Source organism: Tahibacter soli, from assembly GCF_025717065.2.
Lineage (GTDB): Bacteria > Pseudomonadota > Gammaproteobacteria > Xanthomonadales > Rhodanobacteraceae > Tahibacter > Tahibacter soli.
Genome location: NZ_JAOVZO020000017.1, coordinates 443042 through 459611, shown reverse-complemented (window position 1 = coordinate 459611; position 16570 = coordinate 443042). Strand labels below are relative to the sequence as shown.

The 16570-nt window shown below is 68.4% G+C and carries 19 protein-coding genes and 1 tRNA gene; 8 read left to right on the top strand and 12 right to left on the bottom strand.

Features of this window, described 5'->3' with window-relative positions; genetic code table 11:
* The first annotated feature begins 40 nt into the window (after positions 1-40).
* Positions 41-718: an ArsR/SmtB family transcription factor gene (locus OD750_RS13195; protein WP_263545701.1), complete on the top strand. Its 678-nt coding sequence runs from the start codon at positions 41-43 to the stop codon at positions 716-718.
* On the opposite strand, the gene OD750_RS13190 is transcribed toward OD750_RS13195, so the two are convergent.
* The 5 genes from OD750_RS13190 to OD750_RS13170 form a co-directional block, all read right to left on the bottom strand.
* Positions 715-1590 (bottom strand): beta-lactamase induction protein, encoded by an 876-nt coding sequence (locus tag OD750_RS13190; protein WP_263545700.1) that lies wholly within the window; start codon positions 1588-1590, stop codon positions 715-717. The genes OD750_RS13195 and OD750_RS13190 overlap by 4 nt on opposite strands.
* An 80-nt stretch (positions 1591-1670) precedes the next feature.
* A complete protein-coding gene (nudC, locus tag OD750_RS13185; RefSeq protein WP_263545699.1) occupies positions 1671-2642 on the bottom strand; it encodes an NAD(+) diphosphatase in 972 nt (323 codons plus the stop codon).
* Positions 2643-2661: 19 nt separating this feature from the next.
* Positions 2662-3045: an iron-sulfur cluster insertion protein ErpA gene (erpA, locus tag OD750_RS13180; protein WP_263545698.1), complete on the bottom strand. Its 384-nt coding sequence runs from the start codon at positions 3043-3045 to the stop codon at positions 2662-2664.
* Between the two features lie 48 nt (positions 3046-3093).
* On the bottom strand, positions 3094-3519 hold the full coding sequence (locus OD750_RS13175; protein ID WP_263545697.1) for a bactofilin family protein: 426 nt from the start codon (positions 3517-3519) through the stop codon (positions 3094-3096).
* Positions 3476-4246, bottom strand: coding sequence for a DUF6776 family protein (locus tag OD750_RS13170; protein ID WP_263545696.1), 771 nt, complete (start codon positions 4244-4246; stop codon positions 3476-3478). Before OD750_RS13170 ends, OD750_RS13175 begins: the two co-directional genes overlap by 44 nt.
* Before the next feature lie 176 nt (positions 4247-4422).
* On the opposite strand from OD750_RS13170, the gene hemJ reads away from it, so the two are divergent.
* The 3 genes from hemJ to OD750_RS13155 all read left to right on the top strand — a co-directional run bounded on the left by hemJ (position 4423) and on the right by OD750_RS13155 (position 10100).
* Complete coding sequence (hemJ, locus tag OD750_RS13165) at positions 4423-4839, top strand: protoporphyrinogen oxidase HemJ (RefSeq protein WP_263545695.1); 417 nt, start codon at positions 4423-4425, stop codon at positions 4837-4839.
* 158 nt (positions 4840-4997) lie between these two features.
* Entirely contained in the window at positions 4998-7634 is a 2637-nt protein-coding gene (locus OD750_RS13160) for a GGDEF/EAL domain-containing response regulator (protein WP_263545694.1), read from the top strand.
* Between the two features lie 135 nt (positions 7635-7769).
* The gene (locus OD750_RS13155) at positions 7770-10100 is read left to right on the top strand and encodes an ATP-binding protein (RefSeq protein ID WP_263545693.1); all 2331 of its coding nucleotides are present in this window, start codon (positions 7770-7772) and stop codon (positions 10098-10100) included.
* Positions 10101-10163: 63 nt separating this feature from the next.
* On the opposite strand, the gene bfr is transcribed toward OD750_RS13155, so the two are convergent.
* From bfr to OD750_RS13140, 3 genes are all read right to left on the bottom strand, one after another.
* On the bottom strand, positions 10164-10634 hold the full coding sequence (bfr, locus tag OD750_RS13150; protein WP_263545692.1) for a bacterioferritin: 471 nt from the start codon (positions 10632-10634) through the stop codon (positions 10164-10166).
* Positions 10635-10755: 121 nt separating this feature from the next.
* The gene (locus OD750_RS13145; RefSeq protein WP_263545691.1) at positions 10756-10965 is read right to left on the bottom strand and encodes a (2Fe-2S)-binding protein; all 210 of its coding nucleotides are present in this window, start codon (positions 10963-10965) and stop codon (positions 10756-10758) included.
* 89 nt (positions 10966-11054) lie between these two features.
* Positions 11055-11606, bottom strand: a complete 552-nt coding sequence (locus OD750_RS13140; RefSeq protein ID WP_263545690.1) for an RNA pyrophosphohydrolase — start codon at positions 11604-11606, stop codon at positions 11055-11057.
* A 145-nt stretch (positions 11607-11751) separates the two neighbouring features.
* Here OD750_RS13140 and OD750_RS13135 point away from each other — a divergent pair.
* The 4 genes from OD750_RS13135 to OD750_RS13120 all read left to right on the top strand — a co-directional run bounded on the left by OD750_RS13135 (position 11752) and on the right by OD750_RS13120 (position 13423).
* Positions 11752-11828 (top strand) — tRNA-Met (locus OD750_RS13135).
* Positions 11829-11869: 41 nt separating this feature from the next.
* Positions 11870-12235 (top strand): 6-carboxytetrahydropterin synthase QueD, encoded by a 366-nt coding sequence (gene queD, locus OD750_RS13130; RefSeq protein WP_263545689.1) that lies wholly within the window; start codon positions 11870-11872, stop codon positions 12233-12235.
* Between the two features lie 46 nt (positions 12236-12281).
* Positions 12282-12860, top strand: coding sequence for a chalcone isomerase family protein (locus tag OD750_RS13125; RefSeq protein ID WP_263545688.1), 579 nt, complete (start codon positions 12282-12284; stop codon positions 12858-12860).
* Positions 12861-13024: 164 nt separating this feature from the next.
* Entirely contained in the window at positions 13025-13423 is a 399-nt protein-coding gene (locus OD750_RS13120; protein ID WP_263545687.1) for a phasin family protein, read from the top strand.
* A gap of 141 nt (positions 13424-13564) precedes the next feature.
* Here OD750_RS13120 and OD750_RS13115 read toward each other — a convergent pair whose 3' ends face one another.
* The 4 genes from OD750_RS13115 to OD750_RS13100 all read right to left on the bottom strand — a co-directional run bounded on the left by OD750_RS13115 (position 13565) and on the right by OD750_RS13100 (position 16554).
* A complete protein-coding gene (locus OD750_RS13115; protein ID WP_263545686.1) occupies positions 13565-13957 on the bottom strand; it encodes an MAPEG family protein in 393 nt (130 codons plus the stop codon).
* Between the two features lie 185 nt (positions 13958-14142).
* Positions 14143-14685: an STAS domain-containing protein gene (locus OD750_RS13110; protein ID WP_263545685.1), complete on the bottom strand. Its 543-nt coding sequence runs from the start codon at positions 14683-14685 to the stop codon at positions 14143-14145.
* Positions 14686-14692: 7 nt separating this feature from the next.
* A complete protein-coding gene (locus OD750_RS13105; protein ID WP_263545684.1) occupies positions 14693-15712 on the bottom strand; it encodes an FHA domain-containing protein in 1020 nt (339 codons plus the stop codon).
* Positions 15713-15732: 20 nt separating this feature from the next.
* Positions 15733-16554 carry a cyclic nucleotide-binding domain-containing protein gene (locus tag OD750_RS13100; protein ID WP_263545683.1) on the bottom strand — a complete coding sequence of 274 codons (822 nt, stop codon included), beginning with the start codon at positions 16552-16554 and terminating at the stop codon, positions 15733-15735.
* Positions 16555-16570: the final 16 nt, after the last annotated feature.

Here is a 16570-nt window from a genome sequence, read left to right as displayed (position 1 = left end):
ACGCCGACGGTAGCCCGCCGATGCTTCGTTGCGAGACGAAATGACGAACGATCCAGACCTTGCGAGCCTCGCCGCGCTCATCACGGAACCCGCGCGCGCGGCGATGCTCGCGCATCTGCTCGACGGCCGCGGCTGGACGGCGACGGAGCTCGGACGCGCGGCGAACGTCGGCGCCTCGACCGCGAGCGCACACCTGCGCAAGCTCGTCGACGGCCGCCTGATTCGCGTGACGCCGAGCGGACGGCATCGCTATTTCCGGCTCGCCGACGGCGAGGTTGCGCGCATGCTCGAGCACTTTGCGTACTTTTCCACACCGAGACGACCGCGCACGCCGGGCGAGACGCGCGCATCGGGCGCGCTGCGCCGCTGCCGACTGTGCTACGACCACGTCGCCGGCGAAATCGGCGTCGCGCTCGCGCAGGCGATGGTGCGCAACGGCTGGATCGTCGACGCCGAACCGTGGTTTCGCGTGACGCCGGCCGGCGCGTCGGCGCTCGCCGCGCTCGGCATCGCGGCGGCCGACGGCCGTGCGTGCATGGACTGGAGCGAACGCCGGCCGCACGTCGCCGGTGCGCTGGGCGCGGAAATCGCGCGCGCGGCGCTGACCAGCGACTGGGTGCGACGCGAAAAGGCGAGCCGCGCGCTGTGGGTGACGCCGGCCGGCGAAGAAGTCCTGCGGGTCGCGTTCGGCGTCGAACGCTTCGAGAACGCCGGCTAGACGCCGAAACCGCCGAGCACGAGCAAACTCGTCGCGGCGAGCCAGACGATCAGCACGCGCACGAGCAGATGGCGCGCGTCGGCGAGTTCGACGAGCGGATCGTTGACGTCTTCGGCGTAGCCGTCGCCGGCGATCACGTCGGCGTCGACGCTGGCGCGCGCGATGGCCGAGAGAAACCCGAGATCGAGGCTGAAATAGCCCTTGCCGGCACGGTCGTGCCACGTTTTCCACGTCTGGAAAACCGCGTCGAAGTCGGAGGCGATCGCGAGCGCGAGCGCCATCAGATGCGCCGGCGCCCAGTCGAGCAGCGTCGCGAGCTTCTGCGCGAATCCGCGGCCGACCTCGCCCTGCACGCCCGCGAGCGACGGCGAATACGCCAGGAGCTGCGTCAGCCGGTACAGCAGCGCGCCGCACGGGCCGAGCACGAGAAACCAGAACAGCACGCCGAACCAGCGGCGCAGCGCCGAGCAGAACGCGGCGTCGACCAGCGCCGGCGCCTCGAACGGCAGCGGGCGGTCGTCGCCGTCGCAGCGCAGCGCCTGTGCGGCGGCGAGGCGGCGGTCGCTGTCGGGCGCCTTGACGATCGCGTCGACGTCTTCGGACAGATCGCGCGGCCCCCAGCTGTACCACAGCACGCAGACGGCGAACGCGAACGAGAGCAGGCCGAACAGCCAGCCGCCGAGCGCATATTGCACGAGTGCACAAAGTACGACCGGCACGGCCAGCGCGACGACCGTGCGCCCGCCGTCGCCGAGCTGTTCGAGCACGCCGAGCCATACGCGCAGGCGGCCGAAGTCGCGCAGGCGCGAAAGATCGGGCAGGCCCTGGGCCAGCGCGAACACGACGAGAACGGCGAGGAGTTTGATGGCCATAAACCGGACGTCTGGAGGTTTGCCCGATTGTAGCCGCCGCGCGCGTCAATAGCAGTGCTGCGGCGATGCCGAAACGACGTTTAACGGCGCGGCGCGAGCCAGGGTTCGTCGTTCGCCAGCGCGGAGAGTTCGAGGCCCGCCGTTTCGCGCAGCCAGTGCTCGATCAGGCGATGCGATACGGACAGCGGCGGCGGCAGCACGAAGCTCTTGTCGGCGAGGCCGCGCACGATGTCGTCGACTTCGAACCAGCGCGCCTCGGCGAGTTCGGCGCCGACCTTGATCGCGGGGTCGGTCGCGCGCGCCGTGAAGCCGAGCATCAGCGACGACGGAAACGGCCAGGGCTGCGACGAGTGGTAGTCGCATTCGTCGACGGTGACGCCGGCTTCCTCGTGCACTTCGCGGCGTACGGCGTCTTCGAGCGTTTCGCCCGGTTCGACGAACCCCGCGAGCGTCGACCAGCGCCCTTGGGGCCACGACGGCTGCCGGCCGAGCAGGCACGCGTCGCGCCAGCCGACGATCACGATGATCGCGGGGTCGGTACGCGGAAAGTGTTCGAGACCGCACGCGGCGCCGGTGCAGCGCGCGCGATGGCCGGACGAGAGCAGCACGGTCGGCGAACCGCACGCGCCGCAGAAACGCACGCGCGTCTGCCAGAACAGCACGCCGCGGGCATAGGCGAACAGGCCCGCGTCGAACGCCGGCAGCGCGAGCCCGGCGCTGCGCAGGTCCATCCAGCGCGCGCCGAGGCTTTGCGCGAACGCATCCTCGTCGGCCTCCACGCCCACCGCGAACCATGCGGCGTGTTCGTTGCGTCCGAGAAACGTCGGCACGGCGAGCGGCACGCGTTCGGCGCGTTCGGCTTCCGTCAGCGCACGCAGGCTGCGGCGAGCCTCGTCGACGAGCGCACGGCCGTCGGCGCGCAGTACGAGAAAACGCGTGGTTTCGGCGGCGCGATGCAGCCCGATGAACGCGTCGTCGTCGCGAAACTCCCCGGCACGATCGAGCGCCAGCGCGGCGAAGACGTTGGCCCGGCTGCGAACGCTGGCGACCATGCGAACCCGGAGCGGCCCGTCAGACCGTGAACGACGACCCGCAGCCGCAGGTCGTTTTCGCGTTGGGGTTGCGGATGACGAACTGCGCGCCGGTCAGCGACTCGGCATAGTCGATTTCCGCGCCCATGAGGTATTGCAGCGACAGCGGGTCGACGACGAGCGTGACGCCGCCGTTCTCGATCGCCAGATCGTCCTCGGCGCGGTCCTCGTCGAAACTGAAACCGTACTGGAAGCCGGAACAGCCGCCGCCCGAGATCGCCACGCGCAGCTTGAGTTCGGGATTGCCTTCCTCGTCGATCAGCTCGCGCACCTTGCGCGCGGCGGCGTCGGTGAACAGCAGCGGCTGTTCGATCGCATCCTGGTAACTCGGCGTTGCGGTAGTCATCGGTATTCCGTGCGGCATGGCGGGCCTGCCCGCGAGATCGTGTCGGCAGGCCGCCGATTCAAGGCGTCAGGCCGGTTCGGCCGCCGCGGCGGACGTGTTGACGCCCGGCGCGGTCAGGCGCTTGGGCGCCTCGGTCTGGTGCACCATCTTGCCGTTGACGCGCGCACCCGCGTCCATCTGCAGCACCTTGTAGAAGATGTTGCCTTCCACGCGCGCGCCCTCGCCGAGCTGCAGGCGTTCGGACGCGTGCACGTCGCCGTGCACTTCGCCGTTGAGCACGATAGACGGTGCCTGGATTTCGCCGTGCACGACGCCCTGCGAGGTCTGGGTGAAGCTCGCGTCGTCGCCTTCGGCGCGCACGGTGCCTTCGATGCGCCCCTCCAGGAACATCGCGCCGGAGAACGTCAGGTCGCCGCGGATCGTGGTGCCCCGCGCGATCACCGTCGGGCTACCGAGCGGTTCCTGCGCCGGACTTTTCTTGCTGTTGAACATTTTGAGTCTCCTCGGCCGCCTGAGCTTCGTCCCAGGCGAATCCCTGTTCGATACGACCACCGCCGCCCGCGTCGACCAGCACCTTGATGCGGTTCGGCGAGAACCCCTCCGGCAACATCACGGTGCCGGAGACCTGTTGAAAATACTTGAACGAAAACGGCATGCCCCCCGCTTCGCCGCCGGCCGACAGCTCCGACCAAGGCAGGCTCCTGAGCTGTCCGCCGTTGACGCCCTCGATCGCGACCTGCACCTTGCCTTCGCTGACCTGGGAGCGTTTGAGGTTCTGCGTCAGCGTCACCGTCACGTTCCAGGCGCGCGATTCCTTGAGCGCCGACACATGTACAGAATGTACCGCCAAACCCTCGCGCCGCGCACCGCCGCCGACGAGCCGGCTGTAGAACGCGATGTCGGTGCGCAGGCCGGCAATCTCCTCTTCGCGCTCGCGCAGCGTCTGCTGCAGGTCCGAGCTCGCGATGCGGTCGACCTGGTCGGCGCGCTCGAGCACCGCGACACGCTGCTTGAGCGTCTCGTTTTCCTGTTTCACCTGTTCGAACGCCGCCGGCGACGGACCGTCGACCGGCACCGGCGCGAACCAGCGCATCACCGCGATCGTCACGAGCACCGTCGTGACCCACGCGACCGCGCCGAGCAGCACGCGGCGCCGCAATTGCTGCGGATCGTACCGGCGCACCACGAGCTGCGGAAATTGCGGGGTGTTGCGGGACATCGGCGAGTCGGTCCGGCCGTGGCTGCGGGGTCCGGGATGATAGGCGCAAACGGCGAGCGGCGTCTGCGGTTTCGGTCAAAGCGCCGGACGGCGGCGCGTCTTATCGCCGCACCGCCGCACGGGCGGCCCCCGAGTCTGGCTACACTCGCGCATCCGCCAGCCGCCGCCGACCCGCCATGCTCTGGTTCAAAGCGTTTCACATCGTCTTCGTCGCCGCCTGGTTCGCCGGCCTGTTCTACCTGCCGCGCCTTTTCGTCTACCACGCCGAGGCGACCGAGCCGGTCGTGCGTGAGCGCCTGAAGGTGATGGAGCGCCGGCTGCTGGTCATGACCAACATCGGCGCGGTGGCGACGCTCGTCTTCGGCGTGCTGACCGTGCTGCAGGTGCCGGGCTTCCTGCAGACCGGCTGGATGCACGCGAAGCTCACGCTGGTACTGGGCCTGTACGGCTACCACGGCTGGCTCGTGCGTCTGACGAAGCAGTTCGCGCGGGACGCCTGCACGCGCTCGCCGCGCTGGCTGCGCGTGTTCAACGAGGTGCCGGTGCTGTTTCTGATCGCGATCGTCGTGCTCGTCGTGGTGAAACCGTTCTAACCGGGCGATTGGCTTCGTGAAAGCCCGCCGGCCCGCACGTTGTGCGACGGCACGCTCCGGCATGTGCAACGAATCGCTACGCGGCGCGCCTTGCGGATTGCCCTGGAAACCCGCGTGGTATAGTTTTCCGCACCCCCGGGCTGGCGGACCGCGCGCCGATGCACAAGCAGGACGACTCCCAGCAGAACGCGGAACTGCGGCAGGCCTTTCTGCGGCATCTGCCCAAACGCCTGGACACGCTCACGCGCCGCGGCCTGCGCCAGGCGCGCGACGGCTGGGACATCAACACGCTCAGCCTCATCTTTCGCGAGGTGCAGACGCTCGCCGGCGCCAGCGGACGCTACGGCCTGCTCGATCTCGCCGAAAAGCTCTACGCGATCGAAACCGCGCTGGCCGAGCGCGTCGAAGCGGTCGCGCTGCCCGACGAGATCCTGACCGAACACATCGTGCGCCTGCTCGAAGACCTGCAGGAGCTGACCTGCGGCCTGATCGCCTCGACGCCGGCCGCAGCGTCGCTCGCGGGCATCGCCCCCGACGACCTCGACCGCACCGAGAACGGCTACCCGCTGCAGCTCGTGCCGCCGGCCGACTACTGGAAGCGGTTTCCCGCACCGGTCGCGGCGGTCGCTCCGGCCGCGAGCAACGTCGTACCGCTGCGTCCGGCGGCCCCGGCCGCGGACGAGGCACGCGCGACCGAAACGAAACCGGCCGCGACCGCGGCGACGCCCGCCGCGACCGCCCGCAACGGCGCGCGCAAGGTCTATCACCTGACCGACGGCGCCCCTCTGGCCTGCGAGATCGACCAGAAGCTCGAACTGTCGGGCTACGAGCTGTCGCTGCTCGACCACACCGACGAGCTGATCGAGGTGATCGGCGCGATCGCGCCGCATCTCGTCATCGTCGACGCGGCATTCCTGGGCGACCTCGAACGCATCGGCGACCTCGTCAAGACCGCGCGCAACCGTGCCAGCCACCGCGTCGCGATGCTGGCGCTGTCGGACGCCGGCGACCTCGACGTGCGTTTGCGCGCGATGCGCGCCGGCGCCGACGCGTTCGTCACGGTGCCTGCCTCGGCAGCCGAGATCATGACGCGCATCGCCGAGCTGACCGAAGCGGGCGACACCGACCCGTACCGCGTGCTGATCGTCGAGGACGATCGCTCGCAGGCGATCTTCGCCGAGTCGATCCTGCGCAAGGCCGGCATGCAGACGACGATGGTCATCGATCCGCTCGCGGTGCTCGACCAGCTCGACAAGGTGCATCCCGACCTGATCCTGATGGACCTCTACATGCCCGGCTGCTCGGGCATGGAACTCACCGCGATCATCCGCGAGCGCGAGGCGTTCGTGTCGACGCCGATCGTGTTCCTGTCCGGCGAGCACGACACCGACAAGCATTTCGAGGCGCTCAACGCCGGCGGCGACGACTTCCTGTCCAAGCCGATCCGGCCCAAGCACCTGATTTCCGCGGTGACGAACCGCCTGCGCCGCGCGCGCCACATCCAGCGGCGCAGCCAGAACCAGAATCCGCGCGATCCGGTCAGCGGCCTGTACGACCGCGCCTACGTGCTCGACCGCATCAACGCGAAGCTCGCCTCCGACGAGGCGATCGCGCACCGCGGCGGCATCCTGTTCGTCGATCTCGACGAAGCGGTCGCGCAGCGCGAGCGCATCGGCCTCATCGACTTCGACAAGCTCCTGGGCCAGGTCGGCACGTTCCTCGCCGGCAACGTCGATACGAGCGAACTGATCGCGCGCTTCGGCGATTCCAGCTTCATCGTGCTGTCGCCCGAACGCGGCGCCGAAGAGCTGCACCGGCAATGCGCGCAACTGCGCGACGGCACCTCGCGCGAAACGTTCGACATCGGCGGCCGGCAGCTGCACGTCAACCTGAGCTTCGGCATCTGCGCGTTCGCCACCGCGCTCGGCGACGCCGGCGCGATGCTCAACGCGGCCGAGCGCGCGATGAGCGATTCTCGCAAGCCCGGCGCGGGCAACGTGCACGTCTTCGCGCACAAGCCGACCGGCGACGCCGCGCTCGTCGAGGAAATCCGCGCTGCGCTGCGCGGCGACTCGTTCCATCTCGTGTTCCAGCCGATCGCCGCGCTGCAGAGCGAAGACGGCGACGACTCGGAAGAACAGTTCCAGGCGCTCCTGCGCCTGCGCGGCGACGGCGGACGCATCCTCACCGCGAGCGACATCGTGCCGGCGGCCGAGCAGGCCGGCCTGATCGACGACGTCGACCGCTGGGTGCTCAGCCGGTGTCTGATGGTGCTGTCCGATCGCGCGCGCCAGGGCCGCCCGGTGCGCCTGTTCGCGAGCCAGTCCGGCAGTGCCGTGCGCGATCCGTCGCGCATCGGCTGGCTGCGCCAGCAGATCGAAACGCGACGCATCGACCCGTGCCGCCTCGTGCTCGAACTGCGCGTGCCGGCCGACGAGGCCGCGCGCAACGTGCTCGTCGGCTTCGCGGTCGCGGCCCAGAAGATCGGCACGGGGCTGTGCCTGTCCGGGCTCGAACCGGGCGAGCCGGCGCACGCGGCGATCGACCGCGTGCCGACCGACTACGTCAAGCTCTCGCCCAACTGCATGGACGACCGCTCGATCCTGCATCGCGACGAACTGCGCCGTCTCGTGCACCATGCGCACGAAGGTGGCCGGCGCGTGATCGCGCCGCGCATCGAGGACGCGCAGAGCGCGGCGATGCTGTGGACGGTCGGCGTCGATTTCATCCAGGGCAACTTCGTCCAGCACGAAGCGCAGAATCTCGACTACGATTTCCGCGCGGCGGCCGGGTGACGGAGTGATCCGCGCCGCCGGCGGCATTGGGGGATGCCGCAGTCGAACCGCCCCCGGCAACGCGCATCGGAGGTAGCACGGATGGCGCCACGCGCGGATTGGAAACGACTCACCCACCCGCTCGCCCTGAGCGGCATGGCCTTCGCGGTCGCCGCCGCACTCGTCGCACTCGTCCTGATGCCCGCCGCGCACGGCTGGTGGGTCGCGCTCCTGATCGTCGGCGCGGCGGTGCTGACGCTCCTGGCGCCGGCGAGCGCCATCGAGATAGAGGTCGTTGCGCCGCAGACGCCCGTGCCGCAACGCGCGACGGCGGCGCCTGCGGCCGACGCGCCGCTGCTCGCCGAACTCGAACAATTGCGCAATGTGCAAAAAGAACTCATGAAGGCGAAGCAGGACGCCGAGGCCGCGATGATGGCCAAGAGCGAATTCCTCGCCACGATGAGCCACGAGATCCGCACCCCGCTCAACGGCATCATCCCGCTGCTCGACATCGTGCTGTCGACCAAGCTCGCGGCCGACCAGCGCGACTATCTCGTCACCGCGTACAAGTCGGCACGCGAGCTTTTGCGCATCGTCGACGACATCCTCGACTACTCGAAGATCGAAGCGAACAAGCTCGAGCTCGAAACCGTCGGCATGAACCTGCGCGAGGTGCTCGACGCGGTCAAACGCCTGATGGAGAAAGGCGCCGAGAGCAAGGGCCTGGCTTTCCATGTCGCGATCGACCCGGCCGTGCGCCTCGCCGTTCGCGGCGATTCGGTACGCCTGCGCCAGGTGCTGACGAACCTCGTCAGCAACGCGATCAAGTTCACCGAGCGCGGCTCGATCGCCATCCGCGTCGGCAAGCGCGGCGAAACGCGCACGCACAGCGAAGTGGTGTTCCAGGTGCAGGACACCGGCGTCGGCATCGCGCCCGATGCGGCCGACAAGCTGTTCCATGCGTTCTCGCAGGCCGACGCCTCGACGACGCGCATCCACGGCGGCACGGGCCTCGGACTCGTCATCTGCAAGCGCATCGTCGATCTCATGGGCGGCAAGATCGGCGTGAAATCGGAGCTCGGCAAAGGCTCGGTGTTCTGGTTCAGCGTGCCGTTCTTGAAGGCACACGGGGACGTGGCCGCCGCACGCAGCGACCTCGCCGGGGCGCGCGCGCTCGTCGTCGGCGACGACGCCGGCGTGCAGCGCCGCCTGGCAACGCATTTCGCCGGCTGGGGCGTGCAGCACCAGACGACGAACGTCGCCGCCGAAGCGCTCGCGAAGCTGCGCAGCGCGGCGTCGATGGGCGAAAACTGGGCGATCGACCTCGTCGTCGTCGACCTCGGCAGCATGCGCGGCAATCCGGTCGCGCTCCTGCGCAACATCACGCGCGAGCCGACGCTCGAGCGCGTGCGCTGCCTGTTCCTTTCAGGCTCCGACGACGTGCCGGCGGATCTGCGCAACGACGCGCGCGCCGCGATCGCGCCGGCCGGCGCCGGCGAAGGCGAGCTGCGGGTCGCGATCCATCGCCTGCTCGACATCCAGGACGCCGGAACGCGGGCCGCGGCGGCCGCCGACGCCGGAGCGCTCGAGCCCGAAGTCAGCATCGCGCCCTCGCCGACGGGCGCGAGCGCCCTCGCCGGCCATGTGCTGCTGGTCGAGGACAATCCGGTCAACCGGCAGGTCGCGCAGCGCATCCTCGGCCTTCTGGGCCTGTCGCTCGATACGGCCGAAAACGGCAAGGAAGCGCTCGAAAAGCTCGATGCGGGGCGCTTCGACCTCGTGCTGATGGATTGCCAGATGCCGATCATGGACGGCTACACGGCCACGCGCATGCGGCGTTCGCGCGAGGCCGAAGGGCGCGCGAGCCGCATCGCGATCGTCGCGATGACCGCGAACGCGATGGCCGGCGATCGCGAGAAATGTCTCGCCGCGGGCATGGACGAATACCTGTCCAAGCCGCTCAACCGCGGCCTGCTCGAACAGACGCTGCGCCGCTGGCTGCCGAAGGGCGCGCGTTCGCAGGTCACCGCCGCGCCGGTGGCGCCGACGGCCGCGGCATCCGGTGCGCCGCAGCGCGCGACGGCACCGGTCGCGCTCGCCGACGGCATGGACACGGCGATGCCGCTGGCGCCGCGCGACGGCGCCGCGCTCGATCAGGAGATCGTGCGCGATCTCGTCGACGTCATGGGCGAGGAGTTCACCGATCTCGTGGGCGTCTACCTTGAAGACACGCCGAAGAATCTCGGCCTGCTGGAACAGGCGGCAGGACGCGGCGACGTCAGCGGGCTCATCGCGCCGTCGCATTCGCTCAAGTCGACGAGCGCGAATCTCGGCGCGATGACGCTCGCGGAAATCGCCAAGCGCATCGAGCACGAGGCGCGCAGCGGCACGCTGACCGATCCGTCGATGCTGGTGCGCGACCTTTCGCGCGAATACGGCCGCGTGGCCGCGGAACTGCGCAACCTGCTCGCGCGCAGCGGCGCGTAGGCGGCCGGCAACGAAAAGGCGAAAACGAGAAGGGGGCCGCAAGCCCCCTTCCCTTCCCCCGCGTCAGTCGCCGATCTTCGTCTGCAGGTACAACCCGTCGCCGAGCTGGCCGATCAGGCTCAGCTGCGTTTCGAGCCAGTCGATGTGTTCTTCCTCGGACTCGAGGATGTCTTCGAGCAGCTCGCGGCTGATGTAGTCGCCGACCGACTCGCAATGCGCGATGCCGGCTTTGAGGTCCGGCACGGCCATGTACTCGAGCTTGAGGTCGCATTCGAGCGCTTCTTTCGGCGTCTGGCCGATCAGGAGCTTGCCGAGGTTCTGCAGGTTGGGCAGGCCGTCGAGAAACAGGATGCGCTCGATCAGCTTGTCGGCGTGCTTCATCTCGTCGATCGATTCCTTGTATTCGTGCTCGGCGAGTTCCTTGAAGCCCCAGTTGCGGAACATGCGCGCGTGCAGGAAATACTGGTTGATCGCGATGAGTTCGTTGTACAGCGCCTTGTTGAGGTGCTCGATGACTTTGGCGTCGCCTTTCATGGCCGCGTCTCCTCGTGTGAATGCGCGGACTATAGCGACGCGCGCGGGCGCGCGATGAAACGCGAATCGGATGCAGTTTCGGCCGCGATGGGGGCGCGGCGGCGGCGCCAACGCGCCGGTGTCAGGCGGCTTGCGCGACGAGCGGCAGCGAGAACAGGCGCGCGTTGCGCGGCAGCGCGGCGTGAAGCACTTCTTCGGCGAAGCCGGCGCAGGCGCCGCAGGTGCCGGCGCAACCGGTGCGCATCGTCAGTTCCGCGAGCGAGCTGACGCCTTCGGCCGCGGCTTCGCGGATGGCGGTGTCGGTCACTCCGTTGCAGATACAGACGTACATGGCGGCTCGGGTTCTCCAGTGGCCGCCATTGAATCCTAAATGCGAATGAGTGTCAACAAGACTCGTATTGGACCGCCCGCCCTCTGGGACTATCCGACTTCCGCGAAACGCAGCGGGGGCATGCAGGGCTGGGCTTCGGGCGGCAGGTCGCCGACGCAGACCGCGCACGCCGACTCGACGACCGGCGCGAACTGCCGCAACGCGCGCTCGTACACGCGGCGCTTGAACGTCACGACGTTCTGGGCCGGATACCAGAAGTCGACCCAGCGCCACAGGTCGAATTCGGGCTTTTCGTTGGCGTCGAGGCGTACGTGCGATTCCTCGCCGACGAAGCGCAAGAGGAACCACACCTGCTTCTGGCCGATGCACAGCGGTCGCTCGTTGCGGCGCAGATAGCGGCGCGGCAGGCGGTAGCGCAGCCAGCCGGGCGTCGCACCGAGCACTTCGACGTGTTCGGGCGCAAGGCCGGTTTCTTCCTGCAGTTCGCGATACATCGCCTCGAGCGGCGTTTCGTCGCTGCGCATGCCGCCTTGCGGAAACTGCCAGCCGTCACGATTGACCCGGCGCGCCCAGAACAGGCGACCGTCGTCGCGCAGAAGGACGATACCGACATTGGGTCTGTAGCCATCGGGGTCGATCACCGGCCGACTCCAGAAATACGATCTGAGGCCGATTCTTCCACAGCCTGCGCGCAGCCAGCAAGGCGAGGTGCGCTTATCGTCTTGACAGGCCGTCGCGCAAAGCTACAATCCCCGCCCTTCTTTCGGGCACAATTCACCCGACCGTGGCTAGGTAGCTCAGCCGGTCAGAGCGCGGCACTCATAATGCTGAGGTCGGCGGTTCGATCCCGCCTCTAGCCACCACTTTATTCCTCGGCCGCACGCGGCCTTCGGCGTCCGTCCCGATGGAACTGTTCAAGATTTTCCAGATCGAGGCGGCGCATCGCCTGCCGCGCGTACCCGCCGGTCACAAATGCGCGCGAATGCACGGCCATTCGTTCCGCATCGAGATCCATGTGTCCGGGCCGGTCGGCGACGACACCGGCTGGGTCATGGATTTCGCGGACATCAAGCAGGCGTTCGCGCCGCTGTACGACGCGCTCGACCACCGTTGCCTCAATGACATCGACGGCCTCGACAATCCGACCAGCGAAAACCTCGCGATCTGGATCTGGCAGCGGCTCAAACCCGCGCTGCCGCTGCTGTCGCGTGTCGTAATTCACGAAACCTGCACATCGGGCTGCAGTTACGGCGGACCCGCCCCGGGCTGAGCGGTTACAATTCCGTACTTTCTAGCACGCTCGAACGGCCACGACGATGTCGACGACACGGGTTCTGCCGCTGCTGCTGTCTTGTCTCCTCGGCGCGCAGGCGTCGGCGGCGACGGTGGGCGGTCACGATTTCCCGGATCGCATCAGCGTTCCCGGCGTCGGCACTAATCTGCGGCTGTCCGGCGCGGCCGTGTTCGACCGCAACTACGTGCCGTTCTACGCGGCGGCGCTGTATCTGCCGGTGTCGGTGCGCTCGAGCGAGCAGCTTCTGTCCGGCATGAGCCCGTACCGCATGACGCTGGTCTGGCAGATTCCGGCGCTCGACGCCGGGCGCGTCGACGAATACTGGCGCAAGGCGTTCACCGACGCCGCCGGCGCCGACCGGTTGCCGCGCATCCGCAGCCAGGTCGAACGCTTCATCGACATCTTCGACGACGCACGCCACGGCCAGACGGTGCTGTTCGACTACATTCCCGACGCCGGCATGCGCATCTACATCGACGACAAGCCGGCCGGCCAGCTCGCCGGTGTCGAGTTCAACAAGGCACTGACGTCGATCTGGCTCGGCGAGAGCGCTCCGCGCGACTTCCGCACCGCATTGCTGGCCGGGGTTGCCGCTCAATGACGCGTCGCGTCAGATTCGGCGAAAAACTTTAATTCGTTTAAGATCAATGCCTTGATGAAGAATACCCACGTCAAGTGCATTTTTTTCTTCGCGAGATGTTGCGTCGCAACAAAAGTTCGGATAGGCTACGCCCACACTCCAACTGCCTCTGAGGGCAAGCCATCATGATCGAGCAGTACAACAACCAGGTGCTGGCGTTCAGCAAGAGCTTCGCCGACGCCGCGTTCAAGGCCCAGGGTATCGCGCTGGCGAACTTCGAAAAGATCGCCGACATCCAGCTCAAGATCTTCGAGAACCGCGCCAACGCGACCGCCGCGTTCGTGTCGGAAGCGCTCGAAGTGCGCGACTTCGAAGGCCTGAAGGCCATCTGGCCGAAGGGCGTCACGCTCGCCAAGGAATCGGCCGAGAAGGCCTACAGCACGACGCAGGAAGTCTTCGGCCTCCAGGTCAAGACCGGCGAAGCGCTGAGCGAAATCGCCAAGACCAATTTCGCGGCGACGAACGAGACCCTGCAGAGCCAGGTCAACTCGTTCAAGAAGGCGGCCACCGCCGCTGCGAAGTAAGACCGGCGCCGGAGCGGATCTGCAAGTCCGCTCCGATCGCTGAAGCTGCATCAAGCCGCGCTACGGCAACCCTCCCCTCCCCGTAGTCGTAGCGCCGCTTTGGGCCGGATGATCAACATCATCCGGCCTTTTTCTATTGCGTCAGCCGCCACCGGTCGCGGCAACGACGAACAGACCGACGACGCAGAAGAAGCCGAGCGCCCAGACCGCGCTGCGCAACAGCGCCTTGTCGGCGATGTACAGCGCGCCGTACACGAGGCGCAGCACGATGAAGGCGATAGCGAGCAGATCGATACGGCCTTGCGGCGCATGCAGGAACTGCGCGATCAGCACGGCCGCGGCGAACGGCGGAAAGGCCTCCAGCGAGTTCAGATGCGCCCAGTGCGAGCGGGCGCGATAGCCTTCGAGATTCTGCTGGAACAGGCGCGGCTTGCGGTTCGTGAAGCCCTTGCCGCCTTCGCCGAACTTCGCGATCGCGGTAAACAACAGCGGCATGACGGCCGCGGCGAGCACGCACCAGAATGCGATCGTCATCGTCTTCTTCCCCTGGCAGGTTGTTGAGAAACGGGCTCCTGCCCGTTTCTCCATCGAGCGGCGCAAGCCGAGCTTGCGCACCCTCTCCGAAAGCCGATCGCTTGCGCGATTGGCTTTCGAGCGGTCCGTCCGTGGACCGCACAGCAGGCCGTTTCTCAACAGCCTGCCGGCGAATTTTTCCGAGCTTAGCGCTTTTTCGGATCGGAACCGCCGCCGCGCGACGCGGGAGCCGGCGTGCGCTTGCGCGACGGCTTGGCGTCGCCGGTCCCCAGCAGGCGCGCCGCGGCTTGCGACAGCTCGCTGCTGGCCGCGCCGCCTTCGGACTTGTCCGGCGCGGCGCCCATGAGCTTGCTCGCCGCGCTCAGGAGCGGATCGGCCTCGCCGCGCGCGGCCGGATGCTCGGCGAGCGCGGCGCGGCGATCGGGGTAAGCCTTCATGCGCTGCGCGACGTCGGTCTGCGCGAACGCCTCGCGCAGCGCGAGCGGAATCGCCGCCAGACGCACGCTGCCCTTGCCGCGCATGCGGTCGGCGAGACCGATCAGCACGCGCAGGCCGGCGTTCGACGCGTAGATGAGGCCGCCGCCGTCGACGACGTAGTGCCGTGCGCCGGCCGCTTCGAGTTCCTGCAGCGCGAGTTCGAGGTCGACCGCCCCGTCGGCGTCGAGGCGCCCGGCCACGGCGACGATGCGGACTTCGCCCTGCTCGTCGATCTTGACTTCCAGGGCCATCGGCGCGTCAGCCTTCGCGGAAGACCCAGCGCGCGGCGCCGATCTGGATGACGTCCTGGTCGCGCAGCAGGCGTTCGCGCACCTTTTCGGCGTTGACGCGTGTGCCGTGCACGGTGCCCAGATCGACGACGGTGTAGCCGGCCATGCTGACGGTCAGCTGCGCATGCTTGGGTTCGACGCCGGGGCCGGTGACGCGCAGTTCGTTCGCGGGATCGGCACCGATACCGACGGGCTTCAACGACAGCATGGTGCTGTTCTTGCCGGCTTCGGCGTTCTGCGGCACGAGCCTTGCGGCGCGCATGACGACGGTCGAACCGATCGCCGGCGCGGCGGGCGGCGCCGCGGGAGCGCGCGGCGGCAGCGGAATGTCGAGCACCGGCATCATCTGCGTTTCGCTGGGCGGGCGCACCGGCGGCACCGCGATGTCCGGAACGCTGATGGCCGGAATGGCCTGCGTGCGATCCGGCGACGCGACCGCGTCGGTTTCAAGTGTGCGGTACGGCGCGGTCGGCGGCAGCGTCTGGCCCGGATTCGTCGTCGCGGCGGCGGGCGGCGCGGCGCCCTCGAGTTCGGCCTCGGAGTGGAACGCTTCGAGGAAGTGCGCCTTGAGCGCCTGCGCGCGGTTCAACGCGTCGGCGCGCGCGGCCAGCTCGGTTTCGAGGTCCGCGATGCGGCTCTTGTACTCCGAGTCGTCGTATTCGCCGAGCTGGTGGCGCAGCTCGATTTCCTGGCGGTCGAGGCTGATCGATTCGTGATCGGCGCCGAAGCGGTCGAGCAGCGCGCGCAGCGCCGAATACTGCTCGCGCGCGCCCTGCTTGAGCGGCGCGGCCTGGTTGTCGAGCGCGCGGCTGCGCGTTTCGTAGTCGGCCCGCACGCGCAGATAGACCGCGTCGGCGACGCCGCCGCGTCGCTCTTCGAGCTGCGCCAGGCGCTCGGACAGCACGTCCTGTTCGGCCTTGACGAGCTTGAGCGCGTCGACCGCGGTCACGTCGATCGTTTCCAGTGCCGCGAGTCTTTCGTTGGTCATAGCGTTCTCCGAGCCGCGTTTCAGGCCGCGACGAGTTCGATCTCGACCGTGCCGAAACGCAGACGGTCGCCGGGTTTGAGCGGTACGGTCGTACCGGTCGCGATGCGCTGGCCGTTGACGAACGTGCCGTTCGCGGTACCGACCTCCTCGCGCAGAAAATACAGCCCGCCTTCGCTCAGGAGCTTCGCATGCCGGCGCGAAAGGCTGCGTGACGCATCCAGCGGTCCGAGATTGATCTCCGGCGTGATGCCGGTGACCGGATCGGTACGTCCGACCAGGAATTCGGCGCGCGCCGGATCGAGCGTGAAGCGCTGTCCGCTCGCCGTGTGCACGAGTACGAGCGGCGTCGCAGCCGCGGGCGTCGGCGCGGCGGGCTTCGGCGCCGGCGCGGCGGGCGCCGGCGCGGCGACCGGTGCCGGCGCTGCCGCCGGTGCCGCGGCGGGCGCCGCCGACTGCGCCTTCGCGTAGCGGTCGACGAGCGTCTGCAGCTCGGTCGCGCGCTGTTCGGCGCGGCGCTGGCGCGCGGCGAGCTTGCGCATGATGCGCACCGCAATTTCCACATTTTGCCGCAACAGGTCGGCAAACGCCGCGCGCTCGATGCGCAGGAGGCGCGCGTCGGTGCGCGCGATCGCCGAGGCGAAGCGCGGCTGGTCTTCGAGGATGGCCATCTCGCCGAGGAAGTCGCCGGCTTCGAGCACCGCGACGGGTTCGCCGCCGCGCGCCTCGCGCACGATCGCGATCGTGCCGGACTCGATGATGAACATTTCGGCGCCCGCGTCGCCTTCGCGAAACAGCGCCTGCCCGGCCGGAACTTCGATGTAGAGGTCGTTCGTCCTGCTCATCCGAGTGCTTTTCGTC